At 62.3% G+C, this 17180-nt stretch carries 15 protein-coding genes; 11 read left to right on the top strand and 4 right to left on the bottom strand.

From position 1 onward, the window contains the following. The first annotated feature begins 4 nt into the window (after positions 1–4). The 6 genes from J4D99_RS18785 (at position 5) to J4D99_RS18760 (ending at position 5288) form a co-directional block, all read left to right on the top strand. Positions 5–634, top strand: a complete 630-nt coding sequence (locus J4D99_RS18785; protein ID WP_208133277.1) for a hypothetical protein — start codon at positions 5–7, stop codon at positions 632–634. Positions 635–735: 101 nt separating this feature from the next. Further along, positions 736–1467 carry a conjugal transfer protein TraK gene (locus J4D99_RS18780; RefSeq protein ID WP_208133276.1) on the top strand — a complete coding sequence of 244 codons (732 nt, stop codon included), beginning with the start codon at positions 736–738 and terminating at the stop codon, positions 1465–1467. A 32-nt stretch (positions 1468–1499) separates the two neighbouring features. Continuing rightward, positions 1500–2399 carry a DUF4138 domain-containing protein gene (locus J4D99_RS18775; RefSeq protein WP_208133275.1) on the top strand — a complete coding sequence of 300 codons (900 nt, stop codon included), beginning with the start codon at positions 1500–1502 and terminating at the stop codon, positions 2397–2399. A gap of 13 nt (positions 2400–2412) precedes the next feature. After that, positions 2413–3828 (top strand): conjugative transposon protein TraM, encoded by a 1416-nt coding sequence (traM, locus tag J4D99_RS18770; RefSeq protein ID WP_208133274.1) that lies wholly within the window; start codon positions 2413–2415, stop codon positions 3826–3828. Positions 3829–3855: 27 nt separating this feature from the next. After that, positions 3856–4743, top strand: coding sequence for a hypothetical protein (locus tag J4D99_RS18765; protein WP_208133273.1), 888 nt, complete (start codon positions 3856–3858; stop codon positions 4741–4743). 5 nt (positions 4744–4748) lie between these two features. Further along, the gene (locus J4D99_RS18760; RefSeq protein WP_208133272.1) at positions 4749–5288 is read left to right on the top strand and encodes a hypothetical protein; all 540 of its coding nucleotides are present in this window, start codon (positions 4749–4751) and stop codon (positions 5286–5288) included. Between the two features lie 734 nt (positions 5289–6022). On the opposite strand, the gene J4D99_RS18755 is transcribed toward J4D99_RS18760, so the two are convergent. The 4 genes from J4D99_RS18755 to J4D99_RS18740 form a co-directional block, all read right to left on the bottom strand. Beyond that, positions 6023–6934, bottom strand: a complete 912-nt coding sequence (locus tag J4D99_RS18755) for a cation diffusion facilitator family transporter (RefSeq protein ID WP_208133271.1) — start codon at positions 6932–6934, stop codon at positions 6023–6025. A 3-nt stretch (positions 6935–6937) separates the two neighbouring features. After that, positions 6938–8122, bottom strand: coding sequence for an MFS transporter (locus J4D99_RS18750; RefSeq protein ID WP_208133270.1), 1185 nt, complete (start codon positions 8120–8122; stop codon positions 6938–6940). A gap of 66 nt (positions 8123–8188) precedes the next feature. Next, positions 8189–10429 carry a TonB-dependent receptor gene (locus J4D99_RS18745; RefSeq protein WP_208133269.1) on the bottom strand — a complete coding sequence of 747 codons (2241 nt, stop codon included), beginning with the start codon at positions 10427–10429 and terminating at the stop codon, positions 8189–8191. A gap of 97 nt (positions 10430–10526) precedes the next feature. Further along, the gene (locus tag J4D99_RS18740) at positions 10527–10847 is read right to left on the bottom strand and encodes a hypothetical protein (RefSeq protein WP_208133268.1); all 321 of its coding nucleotides are present in this window, start codon (positions 10845–10847) and stop codon (positions 10527–10529) included. 292 nt (positions 10848–11139) lie between these two features. Between J4D99_RS18740 and J4D99_RS18735 the strand changes: the two genes are divergently transcribed. From J4D99_RS18735 to J4D99_RS18715, 5 genes are all read left to right on the top strand, one after another. Beyond that, positions 11140–11526 carry a hypothetical protein gene (locus J4D99_RS18735; protein ID WP_236018738.1) on the top strand — a complete coding sequence of 129 codons (387 nt, stop codon included), beginning with the start codon at positions 11140–11142 and terminating at the stop codon, positions 11524–11526. 8 nt (positions 11527–11534) lie between these two features. Beyond that, positions 11535–12413, top strand: a complete 879-nt coding sequence (locus J4D99_RS18730) for an IS3 family transposase (RefSeq protein ID WP_208133316.1) — start codon at positions 11535–11537, stop codon at positions 12411–12413. 264 nt (positions 12414–12677) lie between these two features. Continuing rightward, positions 12678–13268: a recombinase family protein gene (locus J4D99_RS18725; RefSeq protein ID WP_208133267.1), complete on the top strand. Its 591-nt coding sequence runs from the start codon at positions 12678–12680 to the stop codon at positions 13266–13268. 44 nt (positions 13269–13312) lie between these two features. Next, complete coding sequence (locus tag J4D99_RS18720) at positions 13313–14572, top strand: helix-turn-helix transcriptional regulator (protein ID WP_208133266.1); 1260 nt, start codon at positions 13313–13315, stop codon at positions 14570–14572. A gap of 173 nt (positions 14573–14745) precedes the next feature. Next, on the top strand, positions 14746–17169 hold the full coding sequence (locus J4D99_RS18715; protein WP_208133265.1) for a TonB-dependent receptor domain-containing protein: 2424 nt from the start codon (positions 14746–14748) through the stop codon (positions 17167–17169). The last annotated feature ends 11 nt before the right edge of the window (positions 17170–17180 follow it).

Below are 17180 nucleotides of genomic sequence, written 5' to 3'. Positions count from 1 at the left end.
TCCGATGAATAACTCACCGCGCTACCTCGCCCTGCTGGCCCTAGCCCTGGCTGCTTCCTGCCAATCCAAAGAGGAAAAGGCCGCCACTCAAATGGTCGATGCGCTGCAAACCAGCGCCGAAAGTCCCGCCGAACAAGCGAAAGCAAACGCCTGGAAGGAGGCAACCACCCTGCCCGTCACGTTACCGGCGTCGGCGGTAAATGTGCAACCTGGGGTAGCACAAATGCTGCCGGAGGAAGGGTACTTGGAGTTGGTGTCAGTCACCAGTAAAACCCCGGCCGCAGTTATCCTAGCGCTGCCGGCCGGGCTGCGCTCCTCCAAGCCGGGCTACCCCCAAGTAGGGCCCGGCTACCGAATTCCCTTTGCAGCGGTGCTGCGCTGGAAACCGATGGGTTTTGGAAAGAGCACGCCCGGCGTGGCCAAGCTGCAGCTGCCCTCGGTCCGGGATTCGCTGCGCGGCTTTTTCATCAGTGAGATAGACCGGGGCGGGGAAGTAGTGCCCATGCGGCCCGGGCAGCCCGTCACCGTTCAGGGAGTGCTCTATGCCTACGCAAGCCCGGACAGGAGCACAAGCACCGCCTTGCTGACCTACCCCTACCGGGGCCTCCAAATCTCCTTGCCCCTCGCCAACTAGGGGCAGTGGGGAAGAAACTCCGGCTCCTAAACAACCTCTTGTTGACTTAACCCGCATTTCCAATGGATTCTGCCAAAAACCTAAGTGTCTCTTTCTCCACCATGCGCAACCTCGCAATGGGGAGCGTTTTTGCCCTGCTGCTCGTGTCCCTGGCGGCAGGCTTGCTGGTGTACCGCGCCTACGAGAACAGCGGCCGGCGCGTGTACGTGGTCGGCCAGACCGGCTCGGTGGCCGCGCTCTCCGCGCCCACCACCGAAACGCATACGCCCTATGAGGCCCGTAACCTGGTGCGCAACTTCATGCTGACCATGTTCGGGCACGACCAGTACACCTACAAGGCTAACCTCGATGCCGCCCTGCCCCTGATTGAGGGGCGCGGGGGCCGGCGCATCTACGACGGGTTCACGCGCGGCCAGGTGCTTCAGAACTACGAGCGCTACGCTGCCCGCAACGTGGTCACGGTGGACAGCGTGCGCATCGACATGAACCACCGGCCCTGGTCGGGTCAGGTGTACATCAAGCAGCGCATTTTCATTGGCGGCGAGCAAAAGGAGCCCCTGCCGCTGGCCGCCAAGTTCAACCTGGTGGAAACCAACCGCTCGGATGCCAACCCCTATGGCCTGCTGATTACCAATTTCGACTACATCCCCTACAACCCGCAAGTGTCGCGGGAGGAGCTGCAAGCCTTGAAAGACCAGGAAGCCGAACGGCAGCGCGCCCTGCTGGATGCGCAGCGCAGTACCGGGCCCGTGGCCCCCGCGGCGGGCGATACGCCGCTTTCCTCATCGGCCCCCAACCAAGCCCTGCCCGCGGCTCCGGCTCGGGGCAAATAGGTTTAATCCCTCCCTTCCTAACGTCTATTCTTATGTTTTCTAAACTGCTGCTGACCCTGAGCCTACCGGTGCTGCTGGCTTCGGCCACACTAGCTCAACCCACGTCAGCCATGTTGCAGCCGGCCTCCTCGGCAGTCCATGCCACGCCGACGCTGCTTGACGTGGCCGTATCGGATAGCTCCACCACCTATCTCGTCTTTAGCGGCCCCGTGTCGCTGGTCGACGTGGGCATGGCCAACAACTACCTGGTCAAGATTGAAGCCAACGCCGTGTTTGTGCGCGCCCGCCGCAAGTCCGCGCCGCCGACGCCCCTGCTCATCCGCTTTGGCAGCAAGTACTGGATGGGCCGGCTCGTGTACGTGAACCGGCCCGTGCTGCAGCTCTACGACTTTCAAAAAGACGGCGCCCTGGGTATGAGCAGCGGCACCGGCGCAGTCGCGGGGGCGGCCCCGGAAAATGAGCTGGCCCTGGACAAGGAGCGGGAAAAGAAGGCCGCCGTCGAGGGCAAGCTTAACACGCTCCGCAAGTCCCGGGAGGAGCACCAAGCGGTGGCCGTGGTCGATAACGACCTGGTGCTCTCGCTGGCCAACGTGCGCAACGACAAGGATTTTACCTACCTGCGCTTTAAAGTCATCAACCACTCGGCAATTGATTATAACGTCGATTTCACCGACTTCCAGTTGGTCGAAAATGCCCAAAAGAAGTTTCTGGCCAAGAAAAAGAACGAGGCGCGCCGTCCGCTGGCCCCCTCGGGCGGCGCGGCGAACCAGGTTGTTTCGGGCCGCACCACCGGCTACCTGACCTATGCGATTCCGCTCTTCGCGGCCACCGACCGGGGCTACCTGGAGGTGACGCTGCGCGAGCTTAACGGGGCGCGGGTGCTGGTACTGCCGGTGCCTTCGCGGGTCATCAATCGCGCTTCTACCATCTAACGCTGTTCTCCCTATGGAACCTGCCAACCCACACGCACAACCCCCATCTACGGCCTCGTCCGAGCACGACGAGCACGAGCGGTTTAAGCCGGAGCGGTCCGCTGCTGACAAGCCCAAAGCAACTCCGCTGGAGGTACTGCGCAACAACTGGATACTCCTGACCGGCCTGCTGGTCCTGCTGGTCGGCGGCGGGCTTTTTCTCTGGTTGCGCTCGGCTACCCAAGCCGCGCAGCAGCATAAGGAAGTCGTGGCGGCGGCTTCGGAAAACATCGAGCCCGAAATCAAGGCCGCGCCCACCGCGCCGGCCGAAGCGGTTTCCCCCTCCGCGCGAATCGAGCAGCAGCGGCGGCAGGAGCAGGAGACGCAGAACGCCCTGGCCCGGCCCAACACCGACGAGGTAGTGGAAGCCTTTGTGGCCGATACCATGGGCCAGGCCATGCGCCGGAAGCGGCGGGCCGCGGCGGCGACCCTCGCTGCCCGTCGCCGGCAGGAGGAAGCCCGGCTGGCCGCGGCCGACGTGGACACGATTGAAACAACCTTGCAGGACCCAACCACGGGCTCCTATCGCTCGGAAACGCTGGTGGTGCCCCGGCGGCGCCCCGGCCAGGTGGTGGGCAGCTCGGCCCGCCGGGCCAGCTCCCGGGCGGAGCGGGGCCTTCGGGCGGGCCTGCTGCCGGCGACCGACACGGACGGAACACCGTTTGAGACGGACCCGGACGTACTGGCCATGCTGGGCAGTTCGCCGCCCGAAACCCGGGCCGTGTACGAGCGCATGACGGGCAAGCGCTTTCGCGACCCCAAAGCGGCCGCGCAGACGCTGGCCAATCACGCCAGCGCGCCGGGGATGGACGGCTTTAACACCGTCAAGGTGGCTGGCTCCACCCGGATGATGGCCCAGGGCAGCCAGGCCGAGCTGGCACCCGACGTGTTTTTCAAGTGCGTCATCAACGGCGAGCAAAAGGTGCGCACGGGTTCCGTCGTGCTGCTGCGGCTGCAGGAAGATGCCGTGGTGTCGGGCGTGACCTTCCCTAAGAACTCGGTCTTCGCTGGCATTGCCAGCGTGGGCACCAACCACGTCATGCTTGAAGTAAACCGCCTCGGGCCCACCCGGGTCGCAGCCAGCATCTACGACTACAACTACCTGCCCGGTATCATGATTGACCCCGTCAAGCGGGTGGCCAAGGATGCCAGCCTGGCCGGCCAGGACCTGCAGCAGCAGTCCACTCAGGAAATCAGCACCGCCATCGACCGCTCGGCCTCGGCGGCGAACTCGGTGGTGGGCGTGGGTGGGCGCGTGGCCCTGGGCGTGCTCAGCCGCCCGAAAAGCCGCACCAAGCTGCGGGACGTGCTGCTGCCCGATGGCTACCCCCTGCTGATTACCACGGCGGCCGCCGGCCAGTTGGGGCCGGCCACGGCGTCGGGACGCTAATGCTTTCCTTTCACCCATTCTACGACAATGAAAAAGACTCTTTTTCCGGCCATGATGGCCGGCGCGTTGCTGCTGGCCCCGGCCGGCAAAGCCCGGGCACAGATGGTGGTCAATGACCCGCTGCACATGGGCGTCCACATAGGCCAGTTTGCCAAGCAGCTGGGGGAGTGGGCCGAAACCGTAAAAAACTACCAGGTGGTCAAGGACGCCCGGCAAATTGCCGGCGTCACGAAAGACATTACCGGCCAGGTAAAAGACCTGACGTCGCAGGGCCTGGACTTGCAGCGTCAGATTCAGGCGGACCTGCGCAAGGTGCAAAACATTCAGGACTTGCGTCTCTCCAACCCGCAGGAGCTGTTTGCGCGGGCCCTCTCCATGTCCGGCCGCACCCAAACCAACCAGATGATGCCCGTCTATGCCAAAGCGCAACGCCTGCGGCAGGCCCTGCAGCTGACCAACCCCGTGCAGGACGTGAACACCATGTACGACGTGTTCTCCCGCTTTGGGGCCAGCTCGTCCGACCCCAATGGCAACATGACCAGCGACCAGTACCAGGCCAAGCGCGAGGAGTCGACGGTTTCCCTGTTTGCGGCTGAGGAGATGATGGCAAAGCGCAAGCTGGCGATGGCCGTGAACTACTACAAGATTGCCGATGAGATGACCGCGCAGAGCGTGGAGATGCAGGCCACCTTGAAAAACCCGGGACGCTATGCCATGACGGAGGGGGAGCGGATTGCCGCGCTAAATTCCTCGAACGACAACATGATTAAGGCCATGCAGTTGCGCGAGCAGGGCGACCGCCTGTTCATGGAGGCCTCGCAGGCTGGGCCGGCCCACCAGGCCGCCGAAGCGGTGTATGCTTCGACGCTCAGCCGCAACGCGCTCATTAAAATGGACCGTAACCGGCCGCGCTAGCTAGTATGAAAAAGCTTCTTTTGCTAATGCTTCTACTGGCCGAGGCCGGCATCATGCCGGCCTCGGCCCAGCGCCATGTTAAACACATTGCATCCTGGGGCGCGCACATCGGCCGTTCGGAAACCGGCAACTATTACGAGCTGAGCTATACGCCCATGCTCACCGACCGCCTGGCCCTGCGCCTGAGCGGCGGGTACGAACACGGCACCCTGACTACTCGCGGAGAATACTCGGTTTACCTGGGCCGCGTGCTTCTTTCACCTCAACTGTTCCACCTCGGGGAGGCAGTCTACGTGCATCTGCTGGTGGGTGCAGGTGCAGGCTACGAGTCGACCAACCAGAAAAACACCGGAGAGCTGGCTACCGGCTCGGCCGAACCCCAACGCTTCACTTATGGCCCACAGGCCGGCCTCGAAGCCGATTTCTTCTTGGGCAACCGCCTCTCGTGGGTTGCCACGGGCACGAAAGGCTACCTGTTCAACAATCCGCTTATCGACCACTGGCCCCTTCTGGCCAGCATTGGGCTGCGGTATCACTTTCGCTAATCCTTGTTTCTGAATTATGAGTGTTGTTAAACAAATTGCGCGAAACCTCCGACTTGGCAGCCAAGCGCCTTGAATGCTACCTAGAGCGGATTCCTAGTCAGTGTAGACTTTTTGCCAGACTGGCTCCCTCTCCTTTTTGGAGAGGGGGCCGGGGGGTGAGGCGAACGCCAGAACAAAACCTGTACCCTGACCTAGAAATCGCTCTATAAGGCATAAACGCGTAGTAAGAGTAGAGAGAAAGGATGCTTTTACACGCTCCTCAAGACTATTAGAAAGGTCAAGTACTGCAACGCTGTTTTTGTGCGGCAGGCCAAGCAGGCTATCTTGGCAACACGTGCGGAGGGCCGGCAAGCCCGCAAGCAGGTACAGCAGCTATTATTTGCCACTGGCTCTGACGAGAAAAAAGCTAAAAAGAGCCTGGCTAGAGGCGTTGAGACTCCAATCCCGCTACTAAATAGCCTCCGGCATAGGTTAAGAATTAACCAAAAAGCCCGTCTATTATGCAATAGACGGACTTTTTGGTTTGGTAGAAGGAGCTATTGGTCCCCGCCTCGCTCATGGGCGTGCAGCCACTCGTGGTCTCCGTGCTCTTGCGAGCAGTGCAGAGCGGCTTCCTTAACATGCTTCTTGGTGGGGGATGCACAGCCGTAGGCGGTATAGCCGTGAAGAGCGACTTTCTCGTGTTCGCCCTTTTTAAGGTGCTCCACGGCGGCGCGCTGGCTTTGCACCGCCTGCTAGTAGTGGTCTTGCTCGGAAGGCTCGATGTGGACCAGCACGTTGTAAACGGCGGGCTTGGCCTGCTTGATGGCGGCTTTGACGGCCCCGGCAATGTCATGGCCTTCGCGCACGCTGATGCGGCCGTCTACTATCACATGCAGGTCGGCGAAGTACTCGAAGCCCATCTTGCGCACAAAGCACTTTTCGGTGGCCACCACCCCGGGCACGGCTTCGGCCAGGGCGCGCACGTCTTCGGCCCAGGTACCGGCCGGGGCCTCGTCCATAATTTCGCCGAAGGCCGGGCGGAAAATGTGGTAGGCATTGTAGACAATAAAACAGCAGGCCACCAGCGCGGCCCAGTCGTCGGCCGCCTCCCACCCCTTGCCCCCAATAAGGGCAATGCTGATTCCTACAAAGGCGGTACAGGAAGTGATGACGTCGGCGCGGTGGTGCCAGGCGTCGGCTTTCACGGCATTGCTGTCTACTTCTTCGCCGACTTTATTCACCCGGCGGTAGAGGGTTTCCTTAATGGCAATGACTACGGCCAGCACCGCCAGGGTGAAGGGGGCGGGCAGCTGATGGGGTGTGATGATATGGATGACACCCTCAGTAGCGATATAGGCTGCGGCCCCCAGCAAGGCCACGGCTACCATGATGGCGGCCAGGGGCTCCGCTTTGCCGTGGCCGTAGGGATGATTTTCGTCGGGCTCGCGGGCAGCGGTGCGCAGGCCCAGCCACACGATGAGGGAGCTGAAAATGTCGGTACCTGACTCGATGGCTTCGGCAATGAGGGCGTAGGAATGGCCGAGCACGCCAGCCGTGCCCTTGCCGAGTACCAGGGCCACATTGGCCCCGATGCCGAGCAAAGTGGAGGTCTGGCCGCGCTCGGCGCGCTCGCGATTGGTGGGGGCAGCTTCGGGGGAGGACATGGGTTAACCAGGGATGGAAGTGCTTAAACGAAGTTGGGCCAGGTAGAGGGCAGTGCCAATGGCTACAATAGCCGCCAAGCCAAAGGGCAGGACTGACCCCTGCCACTGCCACAGCAGACCCGCGACGGCACTGGCACCCAAGGCAGCTAAACTGCTCAGGCCCCCGAGGGTACCCAGGGCCGCCCCCGCATCGGCTTTGGCGCAGAGGGTGCTCACCCATGACTTGCCGACGCCTTCGGTGGCGGCGGCATAGAGCCCGTAAACGGCAAACAGCCCACCAATGGCCCACGCGTTGGTGGTCAGCGCCAGGCCCCCGTACACGCCTGCGAACGCCAGAAAGCCCGCCACCAGTAAGCGACGCGGGCCCAGTCGGTCAGCTAGGTGGCCCAGGGGCCAGGCGCTGAGCACGTAGGTCAGGTTGTAGAGAATGTAGCAGCCGATGACGGCCGTGGCCGAGAGGCCCCGCTGCCGGGCCAGCAGCAGCAGAAAGGCGTCGGAGGAGTTGAAGAGGGCGAATACCAGCAGCGCGCCCACCACGCGCCGGTACGCCGGGGAGGCCACCCGCCAGTAGCCAAACGAGGCCCAGAACGGCATGACCGGCCGGCCCGAAGGCATCGCTTGCCGCTCGCGCAGGGCGAAGGTGAGGCCCACGGCCAACACCCCGGGCACAAATGCCCACAGGAACAGGGGCCGGAACTGGCCCGGGTGGGCCGCCAGCCAGGCCAGCGCGGCCAGCGGGCCAAACACGGCCCCGAGCGTATCCATAGACCGATGGAAGCCAAATACCTTACCCCGGTCGGCGGGCGTGGTTTCGTCGGCCAGCAACGCGTCCCGGGCCCCGGTGCGCAGGCCTTTGCCCAGGCGGTCAAGGGTTCGGGCCAGCAACACCCAGGCGGGCGTGGCCAGCACGGCGAGCAGGGGCTTACTCAGCGCGCTCAGCCCATAGCCCCCCTGCACGAAGGGTGCCCGCTGGCCGAGACGGTCGGACCATTGGCCAAAATACCCCTTGCTCAGGCCGGCCACGGCTTCGGCCACGCCTTCGAGCAGGCCGATGAAGAATACCGAAAAGCCAATGGATTGCAAATACAGCGGCATGACCGGGTAGAGCATCTCACTGGCCAGGTCGGTAAACAGGCTGATGAGCGAGAGCAGCCAGACGGCGCGGGTGAGGTAGGCAAAGCGCTGCATAGATTCCGCAAAGAAAGGCTACTACGAAAACGAGGCGGAACCGTCAACTTGTCCCCGACGCGGCGCTTAAAAGCCCGTGGCGCCGAAGCGCCAATTCAGCGACAGGTTAATAGCCCGGCCTTCGACCGGAGCCCACAATTCCCGAAAAACGGGGTTGCCGTAAGGAGGCAGTACCACGCGCTCGTGCCGGGTCTGGCGGTAGTCGAGCAGATTTTCCCCGTTGAGCACCAGCGTCCAGGGCCCCAGCCGGTAGCGCAGCAGGGCCGCGAAGATGGGGTAGCCAGGTGTCGTAGTGCCGTCCGAGCGGTACTGCTGGCCAGTATAGGCGGCTTCGAGCCCCGCCCCAAAATTGTCGCTGACCTCCACCGTGCCCACGGCCGCGAACTTGTGGCGGGCGGCTAGCTCGACATGCGGATTTACCGGGTCGTACTGCCGGCGGGCGTCGGTGTACACGTAGCCCAGATACAGCTCCGTTTCGTCTACGCGCACCCGCAGGTAGGTTTCCAGGCCTTTGGTCACGACGGGGGCTGCGGCGTTTTGCCAGCTCAGCGGGCCGCTGCCGGGCTGGTAGAGGCCATTGCCGGCCGTGCCGTCAGGCAGCACCAAGGGGTCTTGCAGCCGGGTATAGAAAAAGGACTGGTTCAGACTCAGGATGAGCGGCGCTCCGTCATCATCGAAGTGGGGGATAACGTGCTGGTAGTTGAGGTCGCCGTTCAGCCCTTGCGACGTTTCGGCCCGCAGCCCTTGCAGGGGCTGAATCTGCGGGTACTCGCGCTCGTCGAGGCTGTTGACGTAGGGCACCGGCACGCGGTAGCCCAGGCCGCCGTTGAGGCGGGCCGTGAAGGCCTCGCTTAGCTGGTAGCGCACCGCCAGGCGCGGCAGCGGGAAGGTGCCGTACTGGTTGTGGTGGTCCAGTCGAAAGCCGGCCTGCACATTAAACCGGGCAGTGGGGTGCCAGTCATCCTGGACGAATCCCCCCACGGTGCCGTAGGTATAAGGGCTCAACAAAGGCGTAGCGCTGCTCGCCGGGGTGATTAGGCGCTCACCGTTGACATTGCCACCGACAACCAGTGTATGCTGCGGACCGAGCGGGCGCAGGTAGCTCGCCTCGGTGTAGTAGGTAGTCTGGTCGGCCCCAAAGTCCACCGTGTTGGTCTGCACGGCCCGGCTGAACCGGGTTACAACGCCTTTCAGGGTTAAGCGGCCGGCCGCGACGCTATCGTTGGTATACACGGCATCGACGGTGTGGCGCTGGCTGGTGTTGGTCACGAAGTAGACGTGCCCGCCGGCCGCGTCGGGGCCTTCGCGCAGCACGGTCTGGTCGCCGCCGCGCCGCTCGTCAAACGTGCCGGTGTAGCCCACGGCGAGTTGGCTGTGCGCATTTGGGTAATAAAACAGCCGCGGGTGCACCGTGAGGCTGTGCACGCGGGGCACGTCCACGAAGCCGTCACCGTCCACGTCCACGTCCTGCTGGCGGGTGAGACCCCCGAAAAAGGAGTAGCCCCATTGCTGCCCGCGCTGGGCCGCAAAGCCATTAAGGTTGGTTTCCCGCAGCGTGGTCTGGTTAAGGGTGGCCGTGAACTGCGGCGTGCCGAGCGTGGGAGTTTTGCTCACTAAATTCACCAGGCCCGCAATGGCCCCGCCCCCATACAGGGTCGAGTTCGAGCCCTTCAGCAACTCCACCTGGCGCAGGTCCAGCGGGGGTACGGCCAGCAGGCCGAAACTGCCGGCAAAGCCGCCGTAGAGCGGTAGTCCATCGCGCAGAATCTGGGAATACTGGCCTTGCAGGCCCTGGATGCGCAAGTCCGCGTTGCCGGTGGTGGGCGAAGTGGGCTGCACCTGGGTACCGGCAATGTCGTTGAGCAGCGAGGCGATGTTGCCGGGCTTGATGCCGCCTTCCTCGCGCATCTCCTCCTCGCCCAACACCTCGATGCGCTCGGGCTGGTCCTCAAGGCGGGAGTTGGTGCGGGTGGCGGTTACCACCACCTCTTCGATGGCCGCCGCGCTGGCCGTCAGCTCCACCAGCAGGGGTCCAGTCGTGAATTGAGGTAGCGTAAGCGACAGGGTACGCGGGGCATAGCCCAGGCTGGAGAATACGACCTGCTGGGAGCCGTTGGGCACGCTGGGCAAAGTCGCCAGGCCGCTAGCATCCGTCGCGGCCCCGGTGTGGAGTGTCGGAATGGCCACGGTCACGCCGGGCAGGGGGGTATGCGTGAGCGCATCGCGCACCAATACGCGCAGCTGGCTTTGGGCCACGGCGGCGCCGGCGCTGCTAAGCAGCAGCGCCAGGAAAACCAAAAATTTCATGGGGGGAGTGGGACGCGGGGCGTCCGAGTAGCTATACAAGTGGGGGCACTGGCCGGCGGGGGCTTCCGCGCGCCGGTTTTCGGGCAACCGAGCTTGCTCAGACTTGCAGCACACCCCACCGCAGCCAGCGCTGAATGGGGGGCAGCGCCGGACGCGGGCAGGGGGTAGCCAGGGCGACGCGCTGGCGCTGCCAACGAGTGCGGCGCCGGGACATTTCGACCCCACCCCAGACGCGTGCCCGCGCCGTAGGACGGACGGTTGGAGCTACCACCGCGACGGCCTCCGGGGCGGCTACGTATTCCTGAATCCCCCGGGCGTAGTAAGCACGCGCATCTTCCGCATCGGTTTGGCACACCGTGTCGAGGTAAAAAATACCTAGCAACAGGATGAGCAGACGCAGCAAGAAACGTAGCGGCACGGGCACAAGGAAACTGCCTGCAAAAATAACCACTGGCGGAACAGGAGTGTCTTCGCCAACGAAACTGCTGCCCCCACCGGGGCTTCGGCTATTCGTGTACTTTGGGTGTTGTTAAACAAATAGGGCAAAACCTCCGACTCGGGTGCACAGTCAGCTGAATTTTATAGTTAGCGGGGTCGCACAATAGTAGGAACTGAAAACAACGGTAGGGAGAGCTGGTCGGCCGGGTTTGGGTCCACCTGAATTTATAGCTGTCTTGTCCTAAAATGAGTTGACCATCAACCCCCTACAGATGGAGCACTTATTTTTATTTCGCAGCCAAGTGCATGAGTTGAAAATGCGCCAGATGGTCGAGGAAATCACCCTCGGCCGCCACACCATCGAGTCGGCCATGGCCAAGTATCAGGTGCTGACGCGCAAGACAGTCACCCAGTGGCTGGAACGTGTGCAGCAGGAAGAGTTGGTCCGTACACAGGCCATGGAAGAGTCTGCCCCCAAACCAGCAGCGACGCTCGTCGAGCGCGTGGCCCAGACGGCCGACACGCTGGCCGGTCGCGTCAAACAGCTTGAAAAAGAGCTGGAACAGGCCGAACTGCAGGTGCTTTACTACAAGACCGTTATCCGCGTGGCCGAGCAGGAACTCGGGGTGAGTCTCGAAAAAAAGTCCGGTACCAAGTAGTCCAACTCCTGCGAGTAAGCCATCCGCGGTTTTGCCTGCGGCGGATGAGCGGGCTATTTGGGTTCAGCCGGCAGGCGTACTACCAACACGAACATCGGCAGCTCACCAGCGAAGAGCGCGACCAGCGCGTGCTGGACTTGGTGGCCCAGGTACGGGAAGACCACCCCCGTATGGGCGGCAAAAAGCTCTACTATCTGCTGAAAGAACCATTGGTCAGCCAGGGTATCAAGCTGGGCCGCGATGCGCTATTTGATATACTAGCTGCCAACAACTTACTCATTCGCCGACGCAAGCGCAAGACTATCACCACGTTCTCCCGGCATCAGTTCCGCAAGTACCCGAATCTGATTAAGAACCTAACCCCGCTGCGGCCCAATCAGGTCTGGGTGGCCGATATCACGTACTGGTTTACCGAAGCCGGTTGCCTGTACGTCTCGCTGCTCACCGATGCCTACTCGCACCGCATTATGGGCTTCGCCGTGGCCGAGACGCTGGCCACCGTCCACTGCCGCCGGGCGTTAGAAATGGCTCTAAAACAACTCACCAAGAAAGCAGGTCGCCATTTGATTCACCACAGTGACCGCGGCATCCAGTATTGCAGTCAGGAATACCTGGCCCCCCTCGCAGCGTGGCACGTGCAGGTGAGCATGACTGAAAACTCCGACCCATTGGAAAATCCGGTGGCCGAACGGGTGAACGGCATCTTGAAGCAAGAATACTTGAGTCATTATCCCGTACGCTCGCTCGATGAGGCCGCTCAACACCTCGAACGAGCGGTGTTTCTCTACAACTACAAACGCCCCCACCTAAGCTGCGCGATGCAAAGCCCGAACGAGGCGCACCGCAGTTGGGGACCACTGGAACGGCACTGGGAAAAACTACTATAAACCGCCGGTTACCGAACCGCCAGAATGAAGTACTTTTAGGACTACCACCGAACTGGTCAGCCCAGGCTCGGACTATCGTCAAACGGTCAACTTATTTCCGGACGAGACCAGCGGGCGAGACGTCTTAAAAAACGACCGTTTCCACGCGACGCCAGGCCCCAGTAAGAAGGCTGGAGAAATGGCCCAGGAAAATGTCTTATTCGCTGGTCTCACGAAACTACGTTCGCGTATCTTCGTCGCCGTGACTTCATAAGACAAAAGCCCATGAAAGTCGGTTACGCCCGCGTCAGCACCCAGGACCAGCAGTTGCATTTACAAGTCGACGCCCTGCAGGCGGCCGGCTGCACGGACCTCATCCAGGAGAAAGCCTCCTCCTCCAAGGACCGGCCGCAGCTGCAACTGCTGCTGAGCCGGCTACGCGCTGGCGATACGCTCGTAGTCTGGAAACTCGACCGGCTGGGCCGCTCGCTCAAAGACCTGGTAATGCTGGTGACGGGCTTCCAGGAGAAAGGCATCCACTTCGTAAGCCTGCACGACCACTTGGATACGACCACGGCCCAGGGCCGGCTCATGTTTAACCTGTTTGCCTCGCTGGCCGAGTTTGAGCGCGACATCATCCGCGAGCGCACGAAAGCCGGGCTCACGGCCGCGCGGGCGCGGGGCCGGCAGGGCGGCCGGCCCAAAGGCTTGTCGAAAGAAGCCCTGTCCAAGGCCCAGGCCGCCAAGACGCTGTACCTACAGCAGGATAAGACGGTGGCCGAAATTGGCCAGCTACTCGGCGTCGGCCGCGCCACCATTTACCGCTACCTCGCGCATCTGGGTGTCCCCACCGGTGGCAGCGCCGGGGCTACTTAAGGCTTTGGGTAGGAGGTAAGTTTATTCCGTCACATAAGGTGTCTATGTTATTTAATTTTGGAGCTCATAGCTCGTTGTTGCTGCCGGCGGCGGTAACGGGTAGCATTGCCACGGGCTGGTTGTTGCTGCGCGCACTGCGGCGCAGTACCCTGACCGATGCGCTGCTGGCCGTGCTGTTGGCCGTACCGACGCTGAGCATCGCGCAGCAGATGCTGGCCTACGCCGGCTGGTACGACAGCCACGACGGGTACACGACGGTCCTGTTTTACATACCCTGGCAACTCAATCTGCTACTGGGGCCCGCCTACTACCTCTATTTTCGGAGCCTGACCAGCCAGGAATTCCGGCTATTGCCACGGGTCTGGCTGCATTTGCTGCCGGGTCTGCTGCAATTCGGGCTGCTCGCCGGGGCGCTGGGCTACGACTTGCTGTGGCTCCCGGGCATACGGGGCCTGCTCCACCCGGTGCAGGCGGGTACCAAAGGGCCGGCCTTAGTAGCGGCGGAAGCCGTTGCCCACTACCTCGGCTATGCCCAGTACGTGCTACTGCCGGCTTACTGCTGGCGGGTGCTAGCCGACTACCGACGCTACACCCGGTACCTCCACGATAACTTTTCGGATATCGAGCGCCTACGCTTTGCCGGGTTGCGGCAACTGGTATTGGTGCAGGTGCTGGCGTTAGTACTGAGCCAACTCTTTACACTGGTGAACTGGAAGGTTGGCCTGAGTGATGCGGCTTCCTGGAATTACTTCTTCCTGCGCGGGCTGCTCGTTTACTGGCTGATTGCCGTCGGGCTGCAAGCCAATTACGCCGCGGCTACCACCCCGCTACGCTTCGACGCTGCGCCCGACTTACCCGCCTCTCCCGAGCCGGCCGCCGAACCAAACCCGGCCCCGCTGGCAGACGTCTCGGCCAGCCAAGCATCGCCCGAGGCCGAATTACTAGCGGTAGCACTGACCCCGGAACTGCTGGCCTGGCGGGACAAACTGCTAACGCTGATGGCCGAGCAGCAGCCTTGGCTGGAACCCGAACTGACCCTGACGGAAGTGGCCAAGCGGCTGCGCATCACGCCTGGCCTGCTTTCCAAGGTCATCAATTCCGGCTGCGGGCAGAACTTCAACGACTTCGTGAATGCCTACCGGGTGCGGGAAGCGCAACGCTTACTCGCCGACCCCCGCTTTGCGCACTACTCGCTGGTAGGGGTGGCGTTGGAAAGCGGATTTAACTCACGCTCAACGTTTAACCGGGTATTTAAGAAGGTGGTGGGGCAGGCCCCCAGCGAACTGACCCGCCCCAAATCATAGATTGGGGCAGGCCACTGTATGTACTGGGGCATGGGGGTAGAGAACTAGCGGGAGTTTTGCGGCATCGTTTTACCAGCCCAGAACCCACCGTGCGCCGTTGCCTTGCTCTCCCCCTTTTCAGCCCTTGCTCCGCTACTCCTCCGCTTATCCGGCGCTGCCGCCAGTGGCGACGGATGGCCTGCTTCCTCCTGCTAAGCTGGGCGGTGGGCGGCACGTTGTCCGCCTTCGGTCAGGGCACGGCGCTCGTCACCGGCACGGTACGTGACCCCGCCGGGCTACCCGTCGAGTTTGCGACCATCACCCTGCACCGGGTCACGGATTCTACTGTGACCAAGTCGGAGTTTAGCGACGCGAAAGGGACCTTTTTGTTGGGTGCCCCCGCCGGGGGTCGCTACCTGGTATCGGTGGCACAGGTCGGCTACGAGCGTTACTGGAGCGCCCCGTTTGAGCTGCCCCCAACGGGGCTGGTTCTGCCCGTGGTGGGCCTGCGCACCAGTGCCGCTACGGCACTCCAAGAAGTGAAAGTAGTGGGCCAAAAACCACTGTTTGAGCATCAGGCCGACCGTACCATCGTGAACGTAGAAAACTCCCCGCTGGCGGCGGGCAATACGGCGCTCGACGTGCTTACGCGGGCACCGGGCGTAACCGTGGACGGCAGCGACAACCTGGCGCTGCGCGGCAGACAGGGCCTGCTTGTTATCATTGATGGCAAGCGTCAACCCATGACGGGTACTGAACTGGCCGACTATCTGCGCACGCTGCCGGCCGAGCAGCTGGCCACCATCGAACTGATTACCAACCCGCCGGCCAGCTACGACGCGCAGGGTACGGCCGGCGTTATCGCCATCAATCTCAAAAAAGACCAGCGCCAGGGGGCGAATAGCAGCTTGAACCTGGGCTATGGGCGCGGGGTGTACGGCCGGTTTACCACTGGGGCCACTGGCAATTACCGACGGGGAAAAATTAATGCCTACGGGGCTTACACCTACGCCGCCCGCAGCACGTACCTACGCCTGACCAGCCATCGGGTGTTTTACGACCAAGGCCAGCCTACCGGTGGTAGCGACCAGGAGGATTTTACCGCCACCCGCACCCAGGCCCACAACTGGAAGGCTGGGGTAGACTACGCCTTCACGCGCCGGACCACGCTGGGGGCCGCGCTCACAGGTCAACTTGCCCAAAGCAATGGAGCGGGGACCAACGCTGTGACGCTGCTCGATGCCAGCGGCAGCCTCAGCCGCGCCTTGACCTCCCCGTCCTACCGCAACGCCAGCACCCCCAATCTTACTGCTAATTTGAACTTACGCCACGCCTTCGCGGATTCGAGTAATAGCCGGGTCCTAACCGCGGACGCCAACTATGCCACGTACCGACTCGGCCGGCAGCAAGGGTTGGCGGCGTTGCTCGATGCGGGCAGCGTGGCTCCCACCCTGCTGAGCAGTGACCAATCGGGCAACCTCCGCCTGCTCACTGCTCAGCTCGACTACGTGCAACCGCTGGCTCACCAGCAGCGCCTGTCCGGGGGATTGAAAATCAGCCAGGTCCAGTCCGTTAACGATGCCGTATTTCAGCAGACCAGCAATGGTCTCACGACCTTGGACACGGCCCAAACCAATCAGTTTCGCTACACGGAGAACATTCGGGCAGCTTACCTGAACTGGCAGCAAACCGGGGCGCGGGCTACCTGGCAGGCGGGCTTGCGGGCCGAGCAGACAAGCGCCCAGGGGGTGCAGGAAGTGGGCAATCAGCGCTTTGACCGCCAGTATGTTCAGTTGTTTCCCAGCGCCTCACTCAAATACACGTTTTCGCCCCGGCACGAGCTGACGGTGGCCCTGAGCCGCCGCCTCGACCGTCCGGGCTACGACCAGCTTAACCCCTTCCGCATCTACCTCAACGCGACCACCTACCGCTCGGGCAACTCAGCGTTGCTTCCCCAAACCAGCTACAACGCGGAAGTGACGCACACTTATCTGCAAAAATATACCGTTGGCCTCAGCTACAGCAACACGCAACACCCCATCCTAATTGTGGTGCAGCCCGCCACCGCCACGAGCCGCTTTGTATTGGCCCGTCCCGTCAATCTGGGGGCCCAGCACTACGCCGCCCTCACGCTCACGGTGCCACTCACGCCTAGTAAAGCGTGGTCGATATACAACAGCGCCGTCTTCTACTACAGTCGTTTTACGGGCGACCTGGCTGGTACCACCCTCAACCGGGCTAAGCCCTCGATTAACCTGAGCAGTACGCACACCCTGGCATTGGGCCAGGGCTGGAGCGTTGACCTGAGTGCCACCTACCAGTCGCCTGAAATCTACGGCTTTATTACGTCCCGTGCCAACGGCGATTTGACCATCGGGGCCCAAAAAAGCCTGCTAAAGGGTCAGGGAACCCTCAAGTTTAACGTGACTGATGTGCTGTACACCAACCGGAACATTGCTGCCTCGACGTATGATAACTACGTGGATAATTTCACCCAGAGTCGGGACTCGCGGGTAGCGACGCTTTCGTTCAGCTACCGTTTGGGAAGCAACCAACTGGCTGCCAGCCGCCGTGCGGATGGCGCGGAGGAGGAAAAGCGGCGGGTAGGAGGCCAGTAAGGGCCCTCATT

Source organism: Hymenobacter sp. BT559, from assembly GCF_017571525.1.
In the GTDB taxonomy this organism is placed as follows: Bacteria; Bacteroidota; Bacteroidia; order Cytophagales; family Hymenobacteraceae; genus Hymenobacter; species Hymenobacter ginsengisoli.
This window is presented reverse-complemented; position numbering and strand designations above follow the sequence as displayed.